Origin of the sequence: Okeania sp. SIO1H4 (genome assembly GCF_010672695.1) — a bacterium.
Taxonomy (GTDB): Bacteria; Cyanobacteriota; Cyanobacteriia; order Cyanobacteriales; family Microcoleaceae; genus Okeania; species Okeania hirsuta.
In genome coordinates, this window is sequence record NZ_JAAHGB010000063.1 from 17,203 (window position 1) to 40,777 (window position 23,575).

Below are 23,575 nucleotides of genomic sequence, written 5' to 3' on the forward strand. Positions count from 1 at the left end.
TTCAAAATTGTAATTTTTCAGATTATTTAAAGTTGAATTATTACCCGGAAGATATATTAAATTATTTTGGTTATCAATTAATAGATGAAAACCTAGAAAGAGGCTTTAAGCAATTGGCGGTTGAGTTAATTGCTCTCGATAAAGGAATAGGAATAGAAGCAGAAGAAGCAGAACAAAATTTATTATATGGAGCTGTTTATATCGGAAATATTTTGCAATTTGCGCTGTTGAAACCACAAGAAAAGCAAGTTAAGCAAGACCTAAGCTGATATCGAGTACCTAATGATTTAGAAGACTTAATAACAATTTCAGTAGCAATTATCACTGGAGTTAAAGAAGAGAATGAAGAGTAGATAAATAGAAAAACAATCACATTACTCTGTGTGATATAATTTATCAGGAAAGGCAAAAGAAAATTCTCATTGTTCCTTCTGCCTTCTGCCCTCTGCCTTCTGCCTTCGTTTATGAATAGACGATTTTTTCTCCAGTTAATATCGACAACATCAAGCTATATTTTTCTCAATAATTTAGCCAGCTTTGCCACAACTAATCCTCAATTATTAAATCAAACATCATCTTCTATGTCATCAAATTCCTCGTTTTATATGCCAGATGAAACCGAACCTCATTTGTGTACTTGGATGGCATTTAGCGCAAGTAAAGATATTTGGGGACGTAAATACTATTCTGGAGTACAAGATAATCTAGCAAACATCGCTAGAGCGATCGCCAAATATGAACCCGTAAAAATGTTAGTTCGTGAGGCAGACTATGATGTGGCAGCAGCTAAATGTAGCTCTAGTGTAGAGTTGATTGTTTGCCCTATAGATGACCTTTGGATTAGGGATACAGGACCAGTTTTTGTGGTGAATGAAGCAGGTCAGAAAGCAGCCATTGATTTTAATTTTAATGGTTGGGGAAACAAGCAATATCACAACCGCGATGCTGAGGTAGCTCGCTTTGTGGCACAAAAATCTGGAGTACCGTTAGTTAATACAAAACTTGTATTTGAAGGAGGTGGTATTGAAGTTGATGGTCGCGGCACAGCGATCGTGACTGAAAGTTGTATTATCAATAATAATCGCAATCCTGGTTGGAGCAAAATTGATTGCGAAACAGAATTGAAGTCTTTATTGGGGTTGCGTAAAATCATCTGGTTACCAGGTATCAGAGGTTATGATATTACCGATGGACATACAGATTTTTATGCCCGTTTTGTTCGTCCCAGTGTTGTTGTTGCTGGATACGATCCAGACCCTGAATCTTTTGACCATGCTGTTACCAAAAAACATTTAGAAATTTTGCGGTCCTCAACAGATGCGGATGGGAAAAAACTAGAAGTTGTTGTGCTGGAAGCACCGAAAAGAATACGACCGGGATACGAAAGTGATGACTTTGCAGCAGGATATATTAATTTTTATGTGATTAACGGTGCTGTTATTGCCCCAGAATTTGGCGATCGTCAGACTGACCGTCGTGCCAAAGAAACTCTAGCAGAACTTTTTCCCAGTCGAGATATTGTACAAATTAATATTGATGAAATTGCGGCAGGAGGGGGAGGAATACATTGCACAACTCAGCAAGAACCATTAGTTTAGTTAGGTATCGGTTAAATACTTAGGGTCTGCTGAAAAAATTGGTTGGTGGGGGTAGGACACGGGGACACGGGGACGCACCAGACGCGGGGACGGGTCGATTTGTGGGGGAACAGACAACGGTTTCGGCCATTTTATGTGAAGGAATTTTCTTGAATTTCAGCAGAAAATTTCAGTAAATTGATGCAAATAAGAGCCATAAACTTGGAGATCAACTGAATATAAAAAGCTCCATTACTGTAAGCTTTCCTGACTTTTAGCTTTATTCAGTAAGTCCTACTTATAGAACCCCTAAGCGTATCTTCATAAATATGCGCGTTTTTTTAGCTAGGAGACAGGAGACAGGAGACAGGAGGTAAGAGGGAAGAAGGAAGAGGGAAGATGTGGGGAGAAATAATACAAAAAATTCAACACTCCTTCAGATGATTTTTCTTCAAAATTGATGCGCGAAAAGACTTGACTAGCATAATTATATAGATATCAAATGGGTTCTATAAATAAATGACTCAGGAGTCATGACTCAGGAGTCAGGAGGAAATAAAGAAGAAGAAATGAAGGAAGAAGGAAAAAACAAGAGCAGAAAAAGGAGAAAGTTTTTTATCACTAATTATCCGGACGTAATATAAGTATTCAACCGGACATAATGTCACTCTTCTGTTACTACTTCAGGACGACCCCACAAAGTTGACTCGCAATTCAGTTCGGGGGGAAAATCTCCTGTTTCTACCTGTCCTCGCACATCCTCTACGTTTTTCCAAGCTAATAACTCAATATATCGTCGCGCCGCACCCAGGAGATTTCCATCCAAATCATAAGCTTCCAACCAACCATCATCACCGTCGGTAACGACATCAATAATCTCGATCGCCTCTTCTTCTACTTCCATCCTGTAAGCTCTTACAGATCCCCAATCTCCCATTTCCACTGTTTCTTCATAAAATTGATAGGCAGCATAAGCGTTTTCAGACAACTCTTCGGGGTCAAGTTCGCGATCGTCCCAAATTTGTTCATCAGTATCTCGATCTTCAATATATTCTGTATAGCGTTTTTGCCAATAATTTAATAATTCAGTTGCTATTGCCTGTCGAATTTTAGTCTCCCGATCTTCAAGGGGCAACCCAGAAGAATTATCAAATGTCATAATTACCCTCCTTATTCTAGTTAAAAAATTAACTAATATTTTCTACTACCTAAACCCCTAAACTTCCCAACTATACACCAACAAATACATCATAAAAGTATCGCCTGTATAAGTCACAACTAGGCATAACTAAATTATCTTCTAATTGTACAACCAAGCCCATACTTTTTAACTTAAATGCCAGTACCTGTTTTAACTCTACAGGAGTTATAGCTCGCAATACCTGTTCAAAAGCTGTTTTAAGTTCTGGATATTGTTGCAGATTTTGTAAATGTTGATGCAAATGGTTACTATAAATACCTGTGTCTGTAGCTGCTGTTTTGATTAAGCTTTCTAAACTGGCATGATGACATTTAATATGATAAAAAGTAGTATTAATTAGATAGGGATGACCACCCACTAATCGCATTAATTGATTTTGTTCTTGTGGTAATAGCTCTATTTGATAACGATGTGCTAATTCCTGGATTTGTTCGAGAGTAAATGGGGATAAATCTATAGCTATTCCCATATTAAAAGGTGATTTATTAATATTCATTGCAATATAAACTTCTGTGGATTTTACTAAAACTATCCGCAGTTTTTGCCAGAGTTTAACTTCCTTTGTTTCTCCATACCAAGAATGCAGCATTGACAGAAAATCATTAGCTATTTCTGGAGACTGAAAAATATAATCTACTTCATCTATTGCTAAAACTATAGGATCATCTATGATAGAAAGCAAATAATCTTGAAAATATAAAGTGCAGCTTTCTATACTACCAATATCTTCGTCCCAATATTCATTCAATTTAGATTCTAGCTGTAATTTTCTTGTTACACTAGCACAAAACCATCTTAAAAACTTATTGATATCTTTGATAACTGTACTATCAACTCTTCGTAAACTTAATCGTACTGTCTGATATTGTTGTTTGATAGCATAACCAATAGTTCTCATTAATAGAGAAGTTTTTCCCATTTGTCTGGGTGCTTTTATACGCAGAAATGATCCTGGTTTATTAATTTCTGAATAACAGATTAATTGTTCAGCACGTTCTATATAATATGGAGAACCTATAGGGACTCTACCATCTAGTAATTTACAATCATTAATTTCGGAAATTTCTGAATATTGGATTATATTTGTATTAATTAAGCTGGTTTGTGCAGCTTGCTTTCTATTTGCTTGATAAATCAATAGTTGTCTTTCTAATACAGAAAGGCAGTTAGTTTTGCTAATTCTTTCTTTGAGAATATTACTTAGTAACTTCCATAATTTAGGAGCCACATTTTGGCTAATATAATCTCGAGAGTAATCTGATTTGGAGGCTATTTGACTATAGGTTTTTCCAGACAAAGATAGTCGTAGAACTTCTCTTTCAATGTCTGACAGAGATTTACCTGTTTTAGCTGTTACTAACTGTTCAGTAAATAATGATATTGATTCGATGGCTGTCATGCTGACTCTGACCCTCCACTTGATGAGGGTATAGAGTGATTTTCCTAAAAATAATCAGAATTCATTTATGATCATAATTATAACATACTATTTCTTCTCTCACGCTTTTTAATTTACACTTTTACACACAAAAATATAATTATAGCAGTCATAAATAAGTTATGATACCATTTCTCTGTAATAATGCGCTTAATAATTCTTACCCAAACCTGAATTTTACTAATAGCTTTTACCTTTTATTAAGGGCAACTTCATGGAGAAATGGTATGAGATAGATATTGTCTCCTCTACTCGGTTATCATCTTCATCAGTGTCATCAATTATTCGGTGATTGGTATGGATATTTTGAAAATAGTTTTGATTTTTTGTATATACAGCAATTGCCATTACTACTCTTGACTTATGGAATATCTCATACCAAATTCACGCATTTGATGATATTTTGTTAATACTAATCAAGTTCTAGTTCCTTAAAAAACTAATTGAATAAAAAAAGTTTCCAAATTTTTAATTTTTGGAAACCCTTATACTTATTAATATTTGATTAATATTTGTACCATTGCCAGTTTTTTCAAACAAGCGGATCGATACAGATATTATGTTTACAAAGAGCTAGAAACTACCCAAACCTTTGATGTAAATGATTTTGATCTTGATGGTTCAAGACCCATGTTTGCTACTTTAGCTACAACTTTTACTTCCTGTATATTTCGGAAATATCCTTTTCTCTTGGTTTTAACTATATGTTTTTTCCAAATACTTTCTTGATTAATTTGAGCTAAATTTTTCATATTTTTTATTGAAGATAGAGTATCTTTTATTTCTAGAGAAAGCATTGATTTTTTCTTATTCAATTATGCCAATTACTGCTCAAGATGAAAATATATAAAAGTTGATATCTTCGATTTTTTAAGATACTTTATACCTTCATTAAATCTTTAAAAAAATCTCTATAATTTTACAGACTCTTTACATAGCATGGTTGCTTTGATTCGTAAAATTACTGATTATTTTTATTTCACAAAAATGTTAATTTGTCAATATATAAAAGTTGATAATATTTAATACTTTTAGCTCTACAATATTTAGATTGCAGTATAAAATCATAAAAATGTTAATTTGTCAATATATAAAAGTTGATTTATATTGATAATCGTCACTATCCGATAGTATTGTTCAGGTATAACAAAGAAAGAGTTGGTCAGGAAATAGACTGTAATGAAATTTACAGCGGTTTTCATTTGGGTAGACCACAGTAGGAACTTTCCATGGAAGGTCCCTACAAAGTTTTGTTTGTGAAGATGTGGTTCATCAATTTGAAAAGCGCTGTAAAAAGGGAGATTTTTTCCCACTGTTGCCTTCTGGAGATGTTTTCTGCTATGGAAGATATTTTGACGATCGCGTAGAATACTGATAGTGGTATCTCAGTTCTACCTATCAATTAAGAATTATAGTAGTTTTTACTTAAGTAGACTACGGTAGGAAGGTTCCATGGAAGGTCTATACAAAGGTTTTTATTCTTTAGGAGTGCGTTCCATCTTTCTGAAAACTGCTGTAAATGCAAAGCAAAAAAACTCTAACATTTACATTTGAGCTGTAAATATACTTTTAAGGGAAAGGAAATAGCTAATCTGGCAACAGTGGTAATAGTTTCAGGTTTTTGATCTATAGAAATTTTTTGTACTCGAAAATACTAATTTTTACAGGAATTACGGATATCCACCATATATAGTAGGGGTTAACGGCAGTTAACCCCTACAAGTGGCGTATATTTTCATATTTTGCGTAAGTCCTGTTTTATATAAAGGCTATATACAGCAGATTCCATCAGGGGTGAGATACATCCAATAGCGGGCAAGATACCCGCACTGGGAACATTTAATCGTTAATATCTGTACTTCATATACTTGGAATATGCTGTATTTAACTGATACTAATTTGTCCTGGTTAAGTGGAAAGATTATTAGTATACATATTAACCTTCTTGTTCAACCTAGAATTAACTTAGTAATAACCGCCATAATTTTAATTTTACTAATTGACAAGCAAGCATAAATCTGATAGCTATAATCTCCTGGTCATCAACTAATTAATATGTGGCAACCTCATAAAAAACAATCAAAATCAACCATTGAAACTCGGAAATTAACCAATTTACTCATTCTGTTATCTCCAGCAACTATATGGATCTTAATTTTCTTCATCATCCCTTTAATAATTGTACTTATTTATAGCTTTTTAGAAAGAGGTACTTACGGTGGCGTTGTTTGGCAATTCACCCTAGATAATTATCAACAACTAGCTCAAGGAATATACTGGGGAATATTTGGGCGGTCTTTCTTTTTAGCTTTAATTACAACTATTATTTGCTTACTAATTGGCTATCCTTTAGCATATTTTATTGCTACCCGTAGACCACCTTGGCGTAATGTCTTACTAATGCTAATAATCATCCCTTTTTGGACGAATTTTTTAGTTCGTACTTATGCTTGGATTGTATTACTTCGTACCGAAGGAGTATTTAATATTGCTCTACAAAGTTTACAGCTAATAAATGAACCTTTGACTCTTCTTTTCACCCCATTTGCTGTAATTATTGGCTTAGTTTATGGTTATTTACCATTTATGATTTTACCCTTGTATGTCACAATTGAACGTTTTAATTTTTCTTTGTTAGAAGCTGCTCAAGATTTGGGAGCAAATGATTTACGAACTTTTTTTCGTGTAGTTTTACCATTGACAATCAAAGGAATAGTTGCTGGTTCGTTACTCGTTTTTATTCCAGCATTTGGTGCTTTTATTACTCCTGATATTTTAGGCGGTGCCAAAACTATGATGGTGGGAAATCTCATTCAAAATCAGTTTATAAAAGCGAGAAATTGGCCGTTTGGTTCAGCCTTATCAATTTTATTAATGGTAATTGTATTAATCCCAGTTATTATATATTTCCGGATTTCAGAAGACAAAAAAAATTCACTTTAAAAGCTAGAATGAAACAATTAGATTTACTCATTCGTTCTCTTGGTAAGTTTGGGTTATGGCTAAATGCTGCTCTGGGTTTTGCCTTTCTATATTTACCGATTTTTATATTAGTAATTTATTCTTTCAATAATTCTCGTTTTAATGCTATTTGGCGAGGCTTCACTTTAGATTGGTATCAGAATTTATTACAAGGAGCAACTAATGACACTATTACAGATGTGATGATTTGGGAAGCTTTAAAAAACAGTCTTTTCGTAGCAGTAATTTCGACAATCATCGCCACAATTTTTGGTACTATGATTGCCTTAGCATTAGAACGTTTTCGTTTTCCCGGACGGACTGTATTGGAGGCAATACTTTTTCTACCAATCATTATTCCAGAAATTACTATAGGACTTTCTTTATTAGTTTTCTTTTCTCTAAGTTTTCAACTAATAGAAAATTTTTTAGGCATTCGTCTAGTGCTAGGTTTACCGACAGTAATTATTGGTCATATAGCATTTTGTATCTCTTTTGTTGTGGTAACTGTGAGAGCGCGGGTAGCTGAACTTGACCCAGCTTTAGAGGAAGCAGCTTTAGACTTAGGTGCTAATGAATGGCGAACTTTTTTTCGTATTACTTTACCTTTGATTTGGCCGGGAATTTTTAGTGCTGCTTTATTAGCTTTTACTTTGTCACTAGATGATTTTGTGATAACTTTTTTTACTGCGGGAGTAGGTTCGACGACATTACCATTATTCGTTTATGGTATGATTAAATTTTCCGTAACACCAGCAATTAATGCTATATCTACTTTGATGTTAATAGCTTCTTTGATGTTGGTAATATCTGCCCTTTTTCTTGAGGAATTAGGGAATCAAAAAAACACCTAATATTCAATCCAGTTAAATACTTATTATATGAGATGGGGAGGTAGAGAGATGGGGAGATGAGGGGATGGGGAAATTTAATAATGGGATATCTACTTTGATGTTAATAGCTTCTTTGATGTTGGTAATATCTGCCCTTTTTCTTGAGGAATTAGGGAATCAAAAAAACACCTAATATTCAATCCAGTTAAATACTTATTATATGAGATGGGGAGGTAGAGAGATGGGGAGATTTAATAATGCTATATCTACTTTGATGTTAATAGCTTCTTTGATGTTGGTAATATCTGTCCTTTTTCTTGAGGAATTAGGGAATCAAAAAAACACCTAATATTCAATCCAGTTAAATACTTATTATATGAGATGGGGAGGTAGGAAGATGGGGAGATTAGGGGATGGAGAAATTTAATAATGAAGTGTGGATAGAATTATAAACATATACTGTATAATACCAATTTAGAAAAAGAATGTTACAAATAATTTGGGGGATTAAAAGACAAGTGCAGGAAAAGCCCTTTTGACTAAAAAGATAAATTCAGACCTAATAAATGATATAAAAGCTATTCGTTATGACTCCTGACACCTGACTCCTGACTCCTAAGAAATAACCTAACTATTTGTGGCAAAAATTTATCAAATTGGTATAATACCAATTCCCAAAAATAATGCTATACTTCCGATGCAACTTCAGTTATTAAGTAATAATAGTGGTTCAATAATTTTTGTAAGGATTATTGGCATTAAGCCAAAATATATTATGTTTTTGAACCCTACTCCCTACTCCCTACTCTCAAGGAGATGTAGCAAGAATGCCTGAGATTTGGTCTAACCGGATTCTATATAAAATGATTAAATAAATATCTGTAAATATGAAAAAACTGATGACTTTTCTGCTGCTATTTACTATGGCTGTAATTTTACCAATTGGTTGTAGCAATAATAGCCCTAATACTTCAGAAATTAGCAATAATAACATCCTGAGTATTTATAATTGGTCAACATATATTGCTCCTGAAGTAATTACTGAATTTGAAAATAAATTTAATGTCAAAATTCAATACGATACCTACGAAAGTAATGAAGACCTCTATGCCAAAATCAAGCCAGGAAATCCTGGTTATGATGTAGCTTTTCCGGCTGATTATATGGTAAAAATTCTGGTAGCTGAAGGATTGCTAGAAGAACTGAATCAGGAAAATATTCCTAATATTAAAAATCTCAATGAAAAATTTATTAATCCTCCTTACGACCCTGGAAATAAATATAGTATGGCTTACCAATGGGGCACAATGGGAATAGGCTATAACATCAAAGCTACTGAAGGTGAAATTAATAGTTGGTCAACTATGTTTGACCCTAAATTTAAAGGCAGAGTTGCTCTATTAGATGATATGCGAAGTAGCTTTTCAATTGCCTTAATTTCCCTTGGTTATGACCCCAATACAACTAACCCTAAAGAAATTAATGAAGCTAGAGATTTTCTGATTAAAAATAAAGAAGCGATCGCTGCTTTTGCACCCGATACAGGTCAAAACTTATTAGACCAAGGAGAAGTAGATTTAACCTGTGAATGGAGTGGGGATATTTTCCAGATTATGAAAGAAAATCCCAACCTTCGTTACGCTATTCCCAAAGAAGGAAGTATTCTCTTAACTGATAATATGGTTATTCTTAAAGGAAGTAATAATAAAGAGCTTGCAGAAAAATTTATTAACTTCATTCTCGAACCAGAAATAGGGGCAAAAATTTCAAATTTCATTAAGTACGCGACCCCAAACCAAACTGCAAAAGATTTAGGTTTAATCGAAGCTGCCGATTTGAATAATCCTGCAATTTATCCCCCACCAGAATTATTTGCAAAACTTGATTATATTCAAGATGTTGGTCAAGCCACAATTCTATATGATGAAGCTTGGACAGAAGTTAAATTAGGAGTTGGTACTTAGTAATTTTTAGCTCAACTTTAGAGAGATATTTATATTAAAAATAGTAGGGAATAGGGAACAGGGAACAGGGAACAGGGAACAGTAGGAAAAACATTTCCCTGTCTAAAAATTATGTAAGCATTTCCTCCGGAATGCTGCGCAAACAGCAGTCAGCTATCAGCTATCAGCTTTATTACCTTTAAAGAAGAAAAAAGCAATTTTATCAAAGCTTCAGAGTACGAATCTCTAGGTTAAGAATGTAGTAGAAATTAAACGAATACTTGCTTTATTCATTAAAAGTCTGTTTGTGCAACATGGCCTAAGAATAGCTGACCGCTAATAGCTGAATGCTTACAAAATTATTATCAAAATAATTGGATCTAAAACCCCGCTTTTTAAGGCGAAATATTTTTGGAGGGAGGCTTAAATCCCCGTTACAAAAATAACTTCAGTAGGAGCGAATGGCCATTCGCTCCTACTGACTTCTGACTTCTGACTTCGTTAACAATCTATGTCCTAACCTATCTATTTATTGCTATAAATTTGTGTTCCCGTAGCGTTGCGCCAGCAAAACAAAAATCCCCCGTTATAATCTTTGATTTGACCAAAAAATTTGGGTAGTTACGCCTCCTCTTTTAAGAGGATAAAAAAAAGAAGATTCCGTATTTCCTTGCCTCCTTATTGCAGAGGTACTGATAACTGATAACTGATAATTGAAATGACGGTGGGAGTGTCAAATAACTTTCTCTCTGTTCCAGTCCTGTTATTAACAAAAATCAGGTACTAAACCCTACTTTAATTATAGATATATAGCGTTTCTCAAATTAGTGCGATACAGTTGTTTTTCTTTGTTTCTATCCCCTGTTTCCCGAATTACTACTCCCTAAGCTGTTGTGTATTTAAACCACTTATATCATCTCCGGTTGAATAGTTATAAATAAACGACAGAGGAGTCAGTCCTCAGGAGTCAGGAGAACAGAAAGAAGGAAGAAGCAAGAAAAAAGAGAAAGTTTTTTTTATCACTAATTATCCGGACATAATATTATTTGTTGTGTACCTAATTAAAAGTACAACCCCCTATTACTTCTGACTTCTGACTTCTAACTTCTGACTTGCTAAGGCGCATTTTAAATGCGTCTTAGCCTACTCCCTACTCCCTAAAAAAAAGGAATTTTGTACCTCACGCTTCTTGGGAATTATATAGCAATGATATAATTGAGTAGTTCAATAACTATATTTATGAAGGCAAAACTATAATGACTTTCAAAATCCTTAGTTTAGACGGTGGTGGAATTCGTGGAGTAATTGCAGCACGAATTCTGATAGAAATTGAAAAACAAATTAAAGAACAAAAAGGTCAATCTTTACATGAATATTTTGACTTAGTAGCTGGTACTTCCACTGGCTCAATTATCGCAGCGCTAGTTGCTACAGGAACAGACAGCGCTAATATTCTCAAACTATATCAGGAAGAAGGAATCAATATTTTTCCATATCAAAGTCGCTTGTCGCCCAAAAGATTACCCTTAATTTTGAAATATGGAATTTCTGCTCCTAAGTTTTCCAATGAAGGCTTAATTAAAGTCTTGAAAAAATACCTTTTACGACAAGATGGAACGGCAATTAGACTTGAGGAAATTAGTGAAATAAACTTATTAATTGTAGCTTACAATATGTTTTTGGAATCTCCGACTATTTTTGTAAATTATCATCCGGAAATACCTAAACAGACGATTTGGTATGACAATCTCCCTCTGTGGGAAATTTGTGCTAGTTCTTCATCAGCTCCTACTTATTTTCCAGCTTATGAATTGAAAAATGGAGATTTGAGTCTACCACATATAGATGGAGGAATAGCAGCGAATAATCCCACATTAGCAGCAATAAGCTATGCAATTAAACTAGGTCATAAACTAGAAGATATTTCGATAATTTCTATTGGCACAGGTGAAACTAGCCAGCCATATAGTTATAAGCAAATAGTAGAATGGGGGCTAGCTGAATGGGCAATCAAACTAATTAATATATTGATGAATTCTCAGTCTTCAGCTAATAGCCTTGTAGCAGAACAAATCATGTCTACAAAGAATCCTGAAGGTTACTTACGTTTACAGTTTGAATTAAATAATATTTTTCAGCAAGGAACAACTGAGAAAAAGGTAATTAACTCTTATATAAATGAAAAAGTAAGTGAAGCAATAGATGATGCTAGAGAACCTCAAATTAATCAATTAATCAGAGTCACAGAAGCATTTATTGAGCAAAGTAAAGTTCCTTATGTAGACTTAGAAAATCAAGTAAATTATCCCTTAGTTAAAGAAGCGATCGCTCGTTTTATTAATCTTAATTAGTAAATGATAAATCTGTAGATATTTGGTCTAGATAAAACTAACTTCTGTAGGTAGAGCGAACAAAAAAAAGTCATACAGTAGCATTTGAAATGCTTGAAAAATACCGGACTTTATGAAAATATTAATTTGCATTTATTTGCTGAAAAAAATAGGGGTGCTTCCTTCTATATTTCAAGGGTTAATCATAAAAATATGGGCGTTGGTGAAAAGAGGTATGATATTATGTCCGGATAAGAGCGCGAACAAAAAACTTTCTCCTTATATTCCTCTTTATTCTTCTTTCTTCCCTCCTGACTCCTGACTCCTGACTCCTGACTCCTCAATAATTAAGATTAATATCATACACTAATTCACCAACGCCAAAATATGCTATCTCAGACCGTCAAACTCATCAACATTTCCAAAGTATTCAAAAGTCAAAATCAAAAAAAATTTATCGCTGTAAATAACATCAATCTCCAAATAAAAAAATCAGAATTTTTTTCTATACTAGGTCCTTCTGGATGTGGTAAAACTACGACATTAAGAATGATAGCTGGTTTTGAAGTGCCTACATCGGGAGAAATTTATATTCAAGGCAAACTAATGGGAAATAGTCCGCCATTTCATCGCCCAGTCAATACAGTTTTTCAAAATTATGCTTTATTTCCCCATCTCACAGTGGCAGAAAACATTGCCTTTGGATTAGAAATGGAAAATATTTCGCGCCCAGAAATAAATCGTCGGGTAACTGATACTTTAACTCAAGTAAAATTAACAGATATGGAAAAGCGTTATCCCCGACAATTATCTGGTGGGCAACAACAAAGAGTCGCCTTAGCAAGAGCATTAATTAAACAACCAGCAGTGCTATTATTTGATGAACCTTTGGGTGCTTTAGACTTGAAATTACGCAAAGAAATGCAGTTAGAATTAAAACAAATGCAGCAAAGGTTGGGTATTACTTTTATATATGTTACTCACGACCAAGAAGAAGCTTTAACTATGTCTGACCGAATAGCAGTTATGTACCAAGGAGAAGTTTTACAAGTGGGAACTCCGGTGGAAATTTATGAACAACCAAAAACTCGTTTTGTGGCTGAGTTTATCGGGGAAAGTAACTTTTTAACTGGGCGAATAACTGCACATCAAGAGGATAAAAGTTTGGTGTTAGTAGATGAAGATTTGCCTTTATTAATACCCTCTGCTAATCATCTGCCAATAGATACAATTATTACCTTAGTTGTCAGACCGGAAAAAATAGAAATTTATCCATCAACTTATACAGAAGAAGCAGATTTTTCAGCGATAGTAGAAAATATTGTTTATATTGGTACGGATACTCGTTATGTTGTGCGTTTAACTTACAAAACTAAGATAGTTATCCGCAGGCAAAATATTAATCGTTTTCATCTCAATCAATATGCTATTGGTGAGGCAGTTAAAGTTAATATTCCTGTGGAAAATATTAGTATGCTGGAAGAAAATTTATCAGAAAAAGAAAGGTTGAAGTTGGGAAAAAATTAGCATTTTGGTTGAAGTTTCAATCTCTAATAGGGATTTACTAAATTGCGACGATCACCTATACTCCTCCACAAAGCTCTAAACCTTGCCCAAACTTAACTTCAGCAATTTTTTTTCACCCTTGATCTTGTACAGCTACCCATCCGCGCAAATCAACCCCTCCTGTCAAACTAAGCATCAACCAGATGGCCAGTCCGGAAACTATTAAAAAAAACAGGATATATTAATAGGAGTAACAAATTAAACAAAACTCTTGACAAATCACAGTTAGTTTGATAAAAAAGAAAACCCAGAGGATAAAATTAAATGGAATTAGGCGTAAAGAATACCACACAAGTATTAGAAGTTGCAGATTCAAGAATTACTGAATATTTTCAACGCTCCGAAGGTCAATGGCATTCAGAAAGACGTTACTATACTTTACCCGAAGGAAATACCCAAGAAATAGTCAGTCATTTAACAATTAAATTTCTCGAGCTAGGAAGTCCAGAACTTATAGAATTAGCCAAACTCCATAAACTACATAATCCTGAAACAGCTATGATTTGTGGTTCATTAGTCAGTTGGCTTAGTCAAGATTCCGTATCAGGTAAGAAACAATCTGAAGGTTCAACAATATTCGGAGTTCGAGGCTTAATTTTGTATCGCGATCGCGGTTTTGCTACAAGTAACCCCATCATAGCTGGATATCATCTATCTGACCCTAACACATTATGTCTCAGAACAGAGTACAATGGGTCTGTATTTGAGGAAGAAATTAAACAAATCGGCCATAAATACCGGACACGGCAAACTATTATTTCCCGTGCGGGCGAACAAAAAATGATTGGTCAATATCTAGAAAAGCGTATATTAAATAATCAGAAAAAGTGAAGCGACGGAATTTTTTAATCGGAGCTACAGCAATAACTTTAGCTGAATTTTTAGCAGGATGTGAAGGTCAGGGAGATTTAAATATTCAACTGTTAAAAAACACTATTCCTGCTCAAATGGTGTCAAAGTTTAAGAGGGAATTAACATCTCAGCCTAAATTAAACTTTAATCCTCAAGAAAATTTAACAGAATTATTTTCTCTGTTGCAAAGTTGGCAGAGAAAACTTTTATTAGAAGAGCAAAAATCATCTACAGAACAAACAAATATAAATATTGCTAATCTCGTTACTTTAGGAGATTATTGGTTAGCAAATGCTATTAAACAAGAATTAATTCAACCTCTTAATTCTGAAGCTTTACAAAATTGGAATAAATTGCCGGAAAAATGGCAAAAGTTAGTGAAGCGTAATAATCAAGGTTATGCAGACCCCCAAGGAAAAATTTGGGCAGCACCTTATCAGTGGGGTACAACATTAATTGCTTATCGAGTTGATAAATTTAAAACTTTGGGATGGCAACCTAAAGACTGGAACGATCTATGGAGAGAGGAGTTACGCCATAGATTTTCTTTGTTAAATCAACCTAGAGAAGTTATTGGTTTAACTCTGAAAAAATTGGGTAAATCTTATAATGCTAAAAATCTTAGTAAAGTTGAAAATTTAAAATCGGAACTGGTTAAACTAAATCAACAAGTTAAATATTACGCTTCCAATAATTATTTACAATCTCTAATTACTGGAGATACTTGGTTAGCTGTTGGTTGGTCTAACGATATTTTACCATTGGTTAAAACACGGAAAGATATTGCTGCGGTAATACCTACATCTGGTACAGCTTTATGGTCTAATTTATGGGTAAAACCTGCTGCTACTGTGGAGACTTCCTTAACAGAAAAATGGATTGATTTTTGTTGGGAACCTCAGATAGCAGAACAAATGTCTCTGATAACTCAGACTACCTCTCCAATTATACCAGGGATAAATCCAACTGAATTAACTTCAGAAATTAAAGATAATTCTTTGCTATTACCTCCAGAAGATATTCTAGAAAAAAGTGATTTTCTCTACCCACTGGCAGATAGTACTATTCAACAATATAGGCAATTATGGCAAGAAATTCGTCTATCTGTTGAGATGAAATCTGGTTAAATATTTTAATGACTTCTTGTAATATTAAATATAATTTTATGTTTTTGATTTTTTGTACCTATATCATTTCTGTTTGAATACTGAATAAACGAAATTTGGAGAAGATGAAAAAAGGAATAAAGGGAAAAAATGCCAAAAATGAGAGAGAGGAAAAAGTTTTTTCTGACTAATTAAGCGGACATAATATTACCGAGTAATATAATTTCTAGTATCAGTAGAGGTAAACGGCCGTTTGCCCCTAAAATTTTCACCTTATTGCTATAGCAGTCGAAGGAAAGGTTAAGACAGATAAAAAGCTTAAAACCCAGATAACGTAAGATTTTTCCTTCTTCCTTCTTCCTTGTGCTATGTATCCTAAATAATGCCAATACTATCGAATTTAATATTATTACTTAGGGAGCGATCGCTTGTTTACATCTGATAATTTTCACGACAAAAATAAACAAAGATATTCGTTATTACCACAACATCTATTTATCGGATTTATCTGTAGATCATAGCGTACTTTTACTGTATGAATAATTGATAGTATAGCGTTTCTCAAGCTCGTGAGGTACAGTGATCTTTTCGTATTTTTATTCCCTGTTCCCCGTTCCCAGATCCGGTGTTCCCTCAAACCTAAAATTTTGTACCTCGCCAGTATGGAAATTGCTATAATTCTTCTAAAAATTGTTTGAAAAATTGGGAATAAAGAAATCTAGTCATGATAAATATTCACTCTACTGTGGGAGGAAATGTAAAGCCTTTAGGTGAACGAAATAAACTTCTACCAAATCTATAATCAATTTCTACATTACAATTTAATGGAGCAGTTTCAAAGTCACAAAAATAGGCAGCAATTGGTTTTTTATTACGAGGTTCGCATACTTGTAAGTTATAGCCATATTCTCTAGCTACATTACCAAAATGGTTAATAAATTTATAACGTTCTAGGTAGCCTTTTTTATCCCAAATTAATTTTCTGACTACCAACATTACCCAAATATCATCTGAGTCAACAAACCAAGTATAAATAAGTTCTTCACCAAAGAAATCTTGGGTTAACCACAGACTAGGAATACTTGGTTGAGTTTGAGATAAAGGAGGTTGAGGTAGCTTAGAAATTTCATTTCTAGGGCAGGTGGGAAAAATAATTTTCGGTGTGGCAGTAGCACTCAGAAGGAAGAGGGAAGAAGGAAGAAGGAAGAAGGAAGAAATAATCAAGAACAGGGAAGAAGGTAGAAGGAAAAATTTAGTCATTATTCAGAAGTAAGAAGTAAGAAGGAAGAGGGAAGAAGGAAGAAGGAAGAAATAAGAAAGAGGAGGGAAGAAGGAAGAGGGAAGAAGTAAATATTTAGTCATTATTCAGAAGGAAGAGGGAAGAAGGAAGAAATAAGAAGGAAAAATTTAATCATTATTTGATATTCAACATCAAGATTAATTAAAAAAAGCAGAAGTTTTACAGATACGGGTACATCTCAATGCAAGAATAAAGCCAAAAAATTATCGCTTTTAGGCAACAGGCAACAGGCAACAGAAAATATATAGGAAAAAAGTATTTTTGCAAATATGAGATGCACCCACAGATACCTGCCATATTAATTTTTTTGAAAATATCATGTCCGGATAATTCGTGATAAAAAACTTTCTCTTTTTCCTCCTCTTTATTCTTTCTTCTTCTTTCTTTCCTCCTGACTCCTGACTCCTGACTCCTGACTCCTCCGTCAAGTATTCAACCGGAGATGATATAACGCATTCCTGGTAACTGAGTAACTAACCCTAATAACTCCAACTGTAATAAAGAACTAGAAACATCTGCTGGTGATAAACCTGTTGCTTGTACAACTAAATCTAAATGAATAGCTTCATTAGAAATATGTTGAAAAACCTTCGCTAAAAGAGGTTGTAAATCTGGAATAGAATCCCGACTTTTCTCCTCAAATAAAGATAATTGTTCGGAAGGTTCTACCACATCAATATCTAACGGTGGTATTGCTCCTAACATTTCTAATAACTTATCCATAGTAATCGGAATTACCTCTGCACCATGATTAATTAACTGCAAACAACCATGAGATTTTTCGTCATCTAAACGAGCAGGTAAAACATACACATCTCGACAAAATTCATTTGCCATATCTGCAGTAATTAAAGCACCCGATCTTTGGGGAGCTTCCATCACTAAAACTGCCCTACTTAATCCTGCAATAATTCTGTTACGTTGGGGAAAATGTTTAGAGTTTGGTTTCGTACCTGCCGGATATTCACTCACCACCAACCCCTGTTTTATCACTTTTTCAGCAAGAGTTTTATTTTCCTTGGGATAAACTGTATCAACCCCATTACCAAAAACAGCAATTGTTCGCCCCCCTGCTTCTAAACAAGCACTATGTGCCTCAGCATCAATTCCCATAGCTAGTCCAGAAACAATAGTAAATCCACTTTTTGCCAAGGTCGAACTTATTTTCCTTGTCCAACGACGACCATATTCAGTGGGGTAACGAGTACCGACTATTCCTACCGTCGGAGTAATACCTAGAACTTCTTGGGGGTCAACTATGCCTCGATAATATAGCAGAGCAGGCGGTGTCGGAATTTCTTGCAAAAGACGTGGATAGTCTGGGTCTGCTGGAGTCCAGAAATTAGGATTTTTCGCCGTGTGTTCTTCTATTAGTTGTTTTGGGTCCAGACGCGATCGCTCTTCCACTACTTTCTCTATCTTCTGACGGCCAAATCCTGGTACTTGGCCTAATTCTTTGGGGCTGGCCGTCCAAGCTATTGCCAAAGTCTCGAATTGTTGTTTGAGTCGTTGTAGAGCTATTGGACCTATACCACTGATTTTTGCCCATGCCAACCAGTAGGCACGTTCTTCTATCAATTATTTCTCCTATTAAGCAATGGTTGTTTCTACAGCACTTTTCAAGTTGATGAACCACATCTTCACAAACAAAAACCTTGTAGGGATGTTCCATGGAACGTCCCTACTGTGGTCTACCCAAATGAAAGTCGCTGTAAACTTATTTTAGGGTTTCCCGCTCTCCCAGCATTTATAGCAGAAAGCAGAAGGAAAAATATTGTTTTGTCTATAATCTAAAAAATATTTGATTGATTTTTTATTCAATTTATTATTGACGTTTTGTTCAACATTGATTAAAATATAAATAGGACTTACGCAGATACGCTATATATAGTACTTTTAATTATTGGACAATAGTTACTGGACTCTATACATAGTGTCTGTGCGTAAGTCCTGAGAACATAAACTGATGGTGAACCTCAGACAGGGAAATGTTTTTCCACCTATTCCCTGTTCCCTGTTCCCTGCTATAAAGCTTTCAAACCTAACTAATTTATCTAATTGGTAGCAGCTAATTTATAGGCTGAAACCGAGGGATTTTCTGTGGAAATTTTGTCAAAAATTGGAGAAAAAATATGACTAATAATATAGAAGTAGTATTCAGCTTTGACACAACTGGCAGTATGTATCCTTGCCTAACTCAAGTACGCCGAAAAATCCAAAATACAGTAACTCGATTAATGTTAGAAATTCCTGGTATTAGAATTGGAATTATTGCTCATGGAGATTATTGCGATCGCCACTCTACTTATGTGACAAAACGATTAGAATTATCCCAAAATATTGATGCTATTTGTAACTTTGTAGAAAGGGTAGGAAAGACAGGTGGTGGAGACGCGCCAGAATGTTATGAATTAGTATTGCATCAAGCTCAATCTTTTGCTTGGACTCGGAAAGCAACCAAATCTTTAGTATTAATTGGAGATGATATTCCTCATCCACCTAGTCAAAATCCTCAGAAGTTAAATTGGCGAGAAGAAGTTAATAAATTATCAGATATGGGAATTATAATTTATGGCGTACAAGCATTAAATCGTCGTCATGCCACAATGTTTTATCAAGAATTGGCAGAAAAATCTGGTGGTTTTCATATCAAGTTAGACCAATTTGCTTATATTAATGATTTATTTTTAGCAGTTTGTTATCAACAATCTTCAGATGAAGAGCTGCAAAATTATGAACAAGAAATTGTAGATATGGGGCGAATGAATCGTGTTTTAAATCAAATTTTTAATACCATGTTAAATCGAGAAGAAACGAGTGTTTATGAGTCAGCATATTTGCGAGTTGTTACGCCGGGAAGGTTCCAAGTTTTAGAAGTGGATGAGAATAAACCAATTAAAAACTTTGTCTTAGAAAATGGTTTAACTTTTAACAAAGGGCGTGGTTTTTATGAATTTACGAAGACCGAAACTATTCAAAGGAAAAAAGAAATTATTTTAATGGTTCGAGCAACAGGAGATTTATTTCAGGGAGAAGCTGCGCGGGAAATTTTAGATTTGCCTCATGGTACAACGGTGCGAATTAAACCTAATAACTTGGAGAAATATGTGGTGTTTGTTCAGAGTACGTCGGTGAATCGTAAATTAATTGGTGGAACTCGTTTTTTGTATGAAGTTGAAGATTGGAGTCGGTAAGAAGGAAGAAGGAAGAAGTAATATCATGTCCGGTAGCATCAGTATTGTATAGCGAAGGTAAGGAAGAAGGAAGAGGGAAGAAGGAAGAAGGCTTAAAAGCTTGAAAAAACCTAAATTTCCTGTAGATATTCACCCTTGGATTTACACAAACGATACCAGCGGACATGATATAAGAAGGAAGAAGCTATTGGTAGTGGACTGTTTCATCTTAAATGTTGCAATAGATTTTTCTCCCTTGTCTTCCTTGTCTTCCTTGTCCTCCTTGTCCTCCTTGTCATCCTTGTCCTCCTTGTCATCCTTGTCCTCCTTGTCATCCTTGTCATCCTTGTCTTGCCACAACCAAAAATTAACGCACTATTTTAGATGAAACAGTCCAGTAGTAGCGCGTCAAGCTTGAAATACTGTTTTAGGAAAATTCTCCAAACCTTAGTCATAGCAAGAATTATACTCAAAAATGCCAAAAGATTCTACAAATAAAACATTTAACAGTAAACATAATACTAACAACGACTTTGAATTTCTTTTCACTCGTTCTATAGAATTTCGCCAAGAAACAATATATTTCATTATTGTAGACCGCTTTTTTGATGGAGACCCCAGGAATAATGAAGGTCCAAATCCTAAATTATATGACCCAAATAAAGAAAAATGGGGTTTATATTGGGGTGGAGATTTACAGGGAATAATTGATCAACTTGGCTATCTCAAAAATATGGGAATTACAGCTATTTGGATGACTCCTTTATTTGAACAAATAGAAGAAGAATTATTTGAAATGGCTCCTATTCATGGCTATTGGGCGAAAGATTTTAAACGACTCAATCCTCGTTTAGTAGACAAAGATGATGAGATTTCTTTAGTAAAAAATCAGGAAACAGTTTTCGACAAATTAGTAGCAGCAGCTCATGATTTAGGAATAAAAATAATCTTGGATATTGTGTGTAATCATAGTAGCCCAGATGCAGGTGGTAAAAAAGGTCAGTTATTTGATGATGGAGTTTTAATTGCTGATTTTCATAACGATGTTAACGACTGGTATCACCATTATGGTGAAGTAGAAGATTGGGATGACAAATGGCAAGTCGAAAATAGAGAATTGGGAGGATTAGCAGATTTTAATGAGAATAATTCTGACTATAGAGATTATATTAAATCAGCAATTAAATTATGGTTAGACCGTGGAGTAGATGCGCTACGAATAGATACAATTAAACATATGCCATTATGGTTTTGGCAAGAATTTTATGCTGATATTAAAAGTCATAAACCTTCAGTATTTGTCTTTGGAGAATGGATTTTTAGCGGACCTTATGATGGTGCATCTCTGGAATTTGCTAATAAGTCTGGAATGTCAATGTTAGACTTTGGTTTTTGTGTGGCAATTCGACGCGCGCTAGGAAAATGTGAACCGGGAGGATTTCATATTATTCAAGAAGTATTAGACCAAGATAATGTTTATAATAGTGCTAGTGAGCTAGTGACATTTATTGATAACCATGATATCCCCAGGTTTCAAAATTTGAATCCAGACCCAGGAATTTTGAGATTAGCTATTAATTTAATTATGACTTCTCGTGGTATTCCCTGCATTTATTATGGTACTGAGCAATATCTTTATAATGATACAGATGGTGGGGAAGAACCTTATAATCGCCCGATGATGGAAAAATGGGATATAGATACACCAATTTATCGGGATGTTCAATTATTATCAAAAGTACGTCGAATTAATCCTGCTGTTTCTCTGGGAAGTCAATGGCAAAAATATATTACTGAGGATGTTTATTGTTATGTGCGATGTTACCGAGATTATCGTTGTTTTGTAGCAATTAATCGAGGTGATTCAGTAACAATAGAACGGGTAGAAACTGATTTAGAAGATGGAGAATATATTTGTATTTTAACAAAGCGCTTTTTTGAGGTAAAAGATGGCGCATTACATAATTTAGAACTGGGTGTACAAGAGATGATAGTGATTAATTATTTAGGCGATCGCGTCAAGGGAAAATTAATCGTCCGAGCGCAATTAAATGGAGTTTCAACTAATCCTGGAGAAGCAATAGTAGTAACAGGAGATTGTCCTGAATTGGGAAATTGGGATATTAGTAAAGCTTACCAGTTAGAATATATTAATTCTAATACTTGGTTTAATGAAATTCCCTTTAATGAAAGTGCAGGAAAAGTAATTGCTTATAAATATGCAATTGTTTACCGGGATGAAAATGGAAATGAAACTGAAATTCCACAGCGAGAAAATTTAGTTTCTCGACAATGGTTATTAGCTGAAGAGGGTACGGTTAAGTGGCAAGATAATTGGGCTTATTGAAGGAAGAAGGAAGAGGGAAGAGGGAAGAAGGAAGAAGTTTAATTTTTAGGTGGTGATTATTGAAGAAGGAAAAGGGAAGAAGTTTTTTTTAATGAAAAATATAAATTTAAAATATGAGTGTTTTTGAATCTTAATTAAGAGGATATCTGAAAAGTTGTTTAATACTGAATTTTGCCCCCCTAGCCCCCCAATTCTGGGGGTAACAAGAATCCATTAGTTGGTAAAAGTCCCCCAAAATTGGGGGATTTAGGGGGCTTTGATGTAACAAATGAGACTTCTCAGACAACCTCTAATTCAATTTTGTGGAAGTATGTTAGACAAAGTACAAGTGAGAATTAAATTTATATGATTGATAACTGAAATGACTATCACAAATACCAAATCATTATTACCCCTACCACCAGGAAATTTTGGCCTACCTTTTGTTGGTGAAACTATCAGTTTCTTAACTGATAATACATTCGCCCAAACAAGAGAAAAAAAGTACGGAAAAATCTATAAAAGTCATATTTTTGGCAGTCCCACAGTATTTTTAGCCGGAGCAGAAGCAAATAAATTTTTGTTTTCCAATGAAAATAAATACTTTACTGCTACTTGGCCAAAAAGTACCAGGATTTTATTAGGCCCTAACTCTTTAGCAGTACAACAAGGCAGCCTCCATCAACAACGGCGTAGACTATTGGCACAAGCTTTTCAACCTAGAGCTTTAGCAAATTATGCTCCCACAATGGAGACTATAACTGCTAGCTATTTGGAGAAGTGGGCAAAAATGGGTACGTTAACTTGGTATCCTGAAATTCGTGATTATACCTTTGATATTGCTAGTGCAGGATGGCAGAAATAAGTGACCAGTAGGAGCAATGCCCTCTTCCTGAGATAGAATACTCAGAGGTGCGATCGCATCGGAGAGGCCAGCCCCAAAAAGTGACCACTAAAAAAAAGTGATTT

At 34.5% G+C, this 23,575-nt stretch carries 19 protein-coding genes; 12 read left to right on the plus strand and 7 right to left on the minus strand.

Annotated elements, in window-relative coordinates; all coding sequences use genetic code 11:
* Positions 1–32 precede the first annotated feature (32 nt).
* Both F6K06_RS26970 and F6K06_RS26975 read left to right on the plus strand, forming a co-directional pair.
* On the plus strand, positions 33–269 hold the full coding sequence (locus F6K06_RS26970) for a hypothetical protein (RefSeq protein WP_124154472.1): 237 nt from the start codon (positions 33–35) through the stop codon (positions 267–269).
* A 195-nt stretch (positions 270–464) separates the two neighbouring features.
* On the plus strand, positions 465–1,598 hold the full coding sequence (locus F6K06_RS26975) for an agmatine/peptidylarginine deiminase (protein ID WP_124142763.1): 1,134 nt from the start codon (positions 465–467) through the stop codon (positions 1,596–1,598).
* Positions 1,599–2,241: 643 nt separating this feature from the next.
* Here the strand turns inward: F6K06_RS26975 and F6K06_RS26980 are convergent.
* From F6K06_RS26980 to F6K06_RS26995, 4 genes are all read right to left on the minus strand, one after another.
* A complete protein-coding gene (locus F6K06_RS26980) occupies positions 2,242–2,736 on the minus strand; it encodes a hypothetical protein (protein ID WP_124142762.1) in 495 nt (164 codons plus the stop codon).
* Positions 2,737–2,806: 70 nt separating this feature from the next.
* Positions 2,807–4,177 (minus strand): AAA-like domain-containing protein, encoded by a 1,371-nt coding sequence (locus F6K06_RS26985; RefSeq protein WP_124142761.1) that lies wholly within the window; start codon positions 4,175–4,177, stop codon positions 2,807–2,809.
* Positions 4,178–4,396: 219 nt separating this feature from the next.
* Positions 4,397–4,564 (minus strand): hypothetical protein, encoded by a 168-nt coding sequence (locus tag F6K06_RS26990; RefSeq protein ID WP_161564291.1) that lies wholly within the window; start codon positions 4,562–4,564, stop codon positions 4,397–4,399.
* A 215-nt stretch (positions 4,565–4,779) separates the two neighbouring features.
* Entirely contained in the window at positions 4,780–5,031 is a 252-nt protein-coding gene (locus F6K06_RS26995; RefSeq protein ID WP_124154475.1) for a hypothetical protein, read from the minus strand.
* A 1,240-nt stretch (positions 5,032–6,271) separates the two neighbouring features.
* On the opposite strand from F6K06_RS26995, the gene F6K06_RS27000 reads away from it, so the two are divergent.
* From F6K06_RS27000 to F6K06_RS27030, 7 genes are all read left to right on the plus strand, one after another.
* Positions 6,272–7,159, plus strand: coding sequence for an ABC transporter permease (locus tag F6K06_RS27000; RefSeq protein ID WP_124142759.1), 888 nt, complete (start codon positions 6,272–6,274; stop codon positions 7,157–7,159).
* Between the two features lie 8 nt (positions 7,160–7,167).
* Positions 7,168–8,031 (plus strand): ABC transporter permease, encoded by an 864-nt coding sequence (locus tag F6K06_RS27005; RefSeq protein ID WP_124142758.1) that lies wholly within the window; start codon positions 7,168–7,170, stop codon positions 8,029–8,031.
* A gap of 866 nt (positions 8,032–8,897) precedes the next feature.
* Positions 8,898–9,974, plus strand: a complete 1,077-nt coding sequence (locus F6K06_RS27010) for a PotD/PotF family extracellular solute-binding protein (protein WP_287243731.1) — start codon at positions 8,898–8,900, stop codon at positions 9,972–9,974.
* 1,235 nt (positions 9,975–11,209) lie between these two features.
* On the plus strand, positions 11,210–12,304 hold the full coding sequence (locus F6K06_RS27015) for a patatin-like phospholipase family protein (protein WP_124142756.1): 1,095 nt from the start codon (positions 11,210–11,212) through the stop codon (positions 12,302–12,304).
* 366 nt (positions 12,305–12,670) lie between these two features.
* Positions 12,671–13,810, plus strand: coding sequence for an ABC transporter ATP-binding protein (locus F6K06_RS27020; protein ID WP_287243734.1), 1,140 nt, complete (start codon positions 12,671–12,673; stop codon positions 13,808–13,810).
* A 303-nt stretch (positions 13,811–14,113) separates the two neighbouring features.
* A complete protein-coding gene (locus F6K06_RS27025) occupies positions 14,114–14,680 on the plus strand; it encodes a phycobiliprotein lyase (RefSeq protein ID WP_124142754.1) in 567 nt (188 codons plus the stop codon).
* Positions 14,677–15,828 (plus strand): extracellular solute-binding protein, encoded by a 1,152-nt coding sequence (locus F6K06_RS27030; protein WP_287243736.1) that lies wholly within the window; start codon positions 14,677–14,679, stop codon positions 15,826–15,828. Before F6K06_RS27025 ends, F6K06_RS27030 begins: the two co-directional genes overlap by 4 nt.
* Before the next feature lie 714 nt (positions 15,829–16,542).
* Here F6K06_RS27030 and F6K06_RS27035 read toward each other — a convergent pair.
* On the minus strand, positions 16,543–17,067 hold the full coding sequence (locus tag F6K06_RS27035) for a hypothetical protein (protein ID WP_161564762.1): 525 nt from the start codon (positions 17,065–17,067) through the stop codon (positions 16,543–16,545).
* Positions 17,068–17,539: 472 nt separating this feature from the next.
* Positions 17,540–18,685, minus strand: a complete 1,146-nt coding sequence (gene dprA, locus F6K06_RS27040) for a DNA-processing protein DprA (RefSeq protein WP_124147802.1) — start codon at positions 18,683–18,685, stop codon at positions 17,540–17,542.
* Positions 18,686–19,239: 554 nt separating this feature from the next.
* On the opposite strand from dprA, the gene F6K06_RS27045 reads away from it, so the two are divergent.
* Positions 19,240–20,301, plus strand: a complete 1,062-nt coding sequence (locus F6K06_RS27045) for a vWA domain-containing protein (protein ID WP_287243739.1) — start codon at positions 19,240–19,242, stop codon at positions 20,299–20,301.
* Positions 20,302–20,442: 141 nt separating this feature from the next.
* Here F6K06_RS27045 and F6K06_RS27050 read toward each other — a convergent pair whose 3' ends face one another.
* Positions 20,443–20,640, minus strand: coding sequence for a hypothetical protein (locus tag F6K06_RS27050; protein WP_124147803.1), 198 nt, complete (start codon positions 20,638–20,640; stop codon positions 20,443–20,445).
* 115 nt (positions 20,641–20,755) lie between these two features.
* Here F6K06_RS27050 and F6K06_RS27055 point away from each other — a divergent pair, with 115 nt between their 5' ends.
* Complete coding sequence (locus F6K06_RS27055; protein ID WP_287243740.1) at positions 20,756–22,627, plus strand: alpha-amylase family glycosyl hydrolase; 1,872 nt, start codon at positions 20,756–20,758, stop codon at positions 22,625–22,627.
* Positions 22,628–22,988: 361 nt separating this feature from the next.
* Entirely contained in the window at positions 22,989–23,471 is a 483-nt protein-coding gene (locus F6K06_RS27060) for a cytochrome P450 (RefSeq protein WP_287243742.1), read from the plus strand.
* Positions 23,472–23,575: the final 104 nt, after the last annotated feature.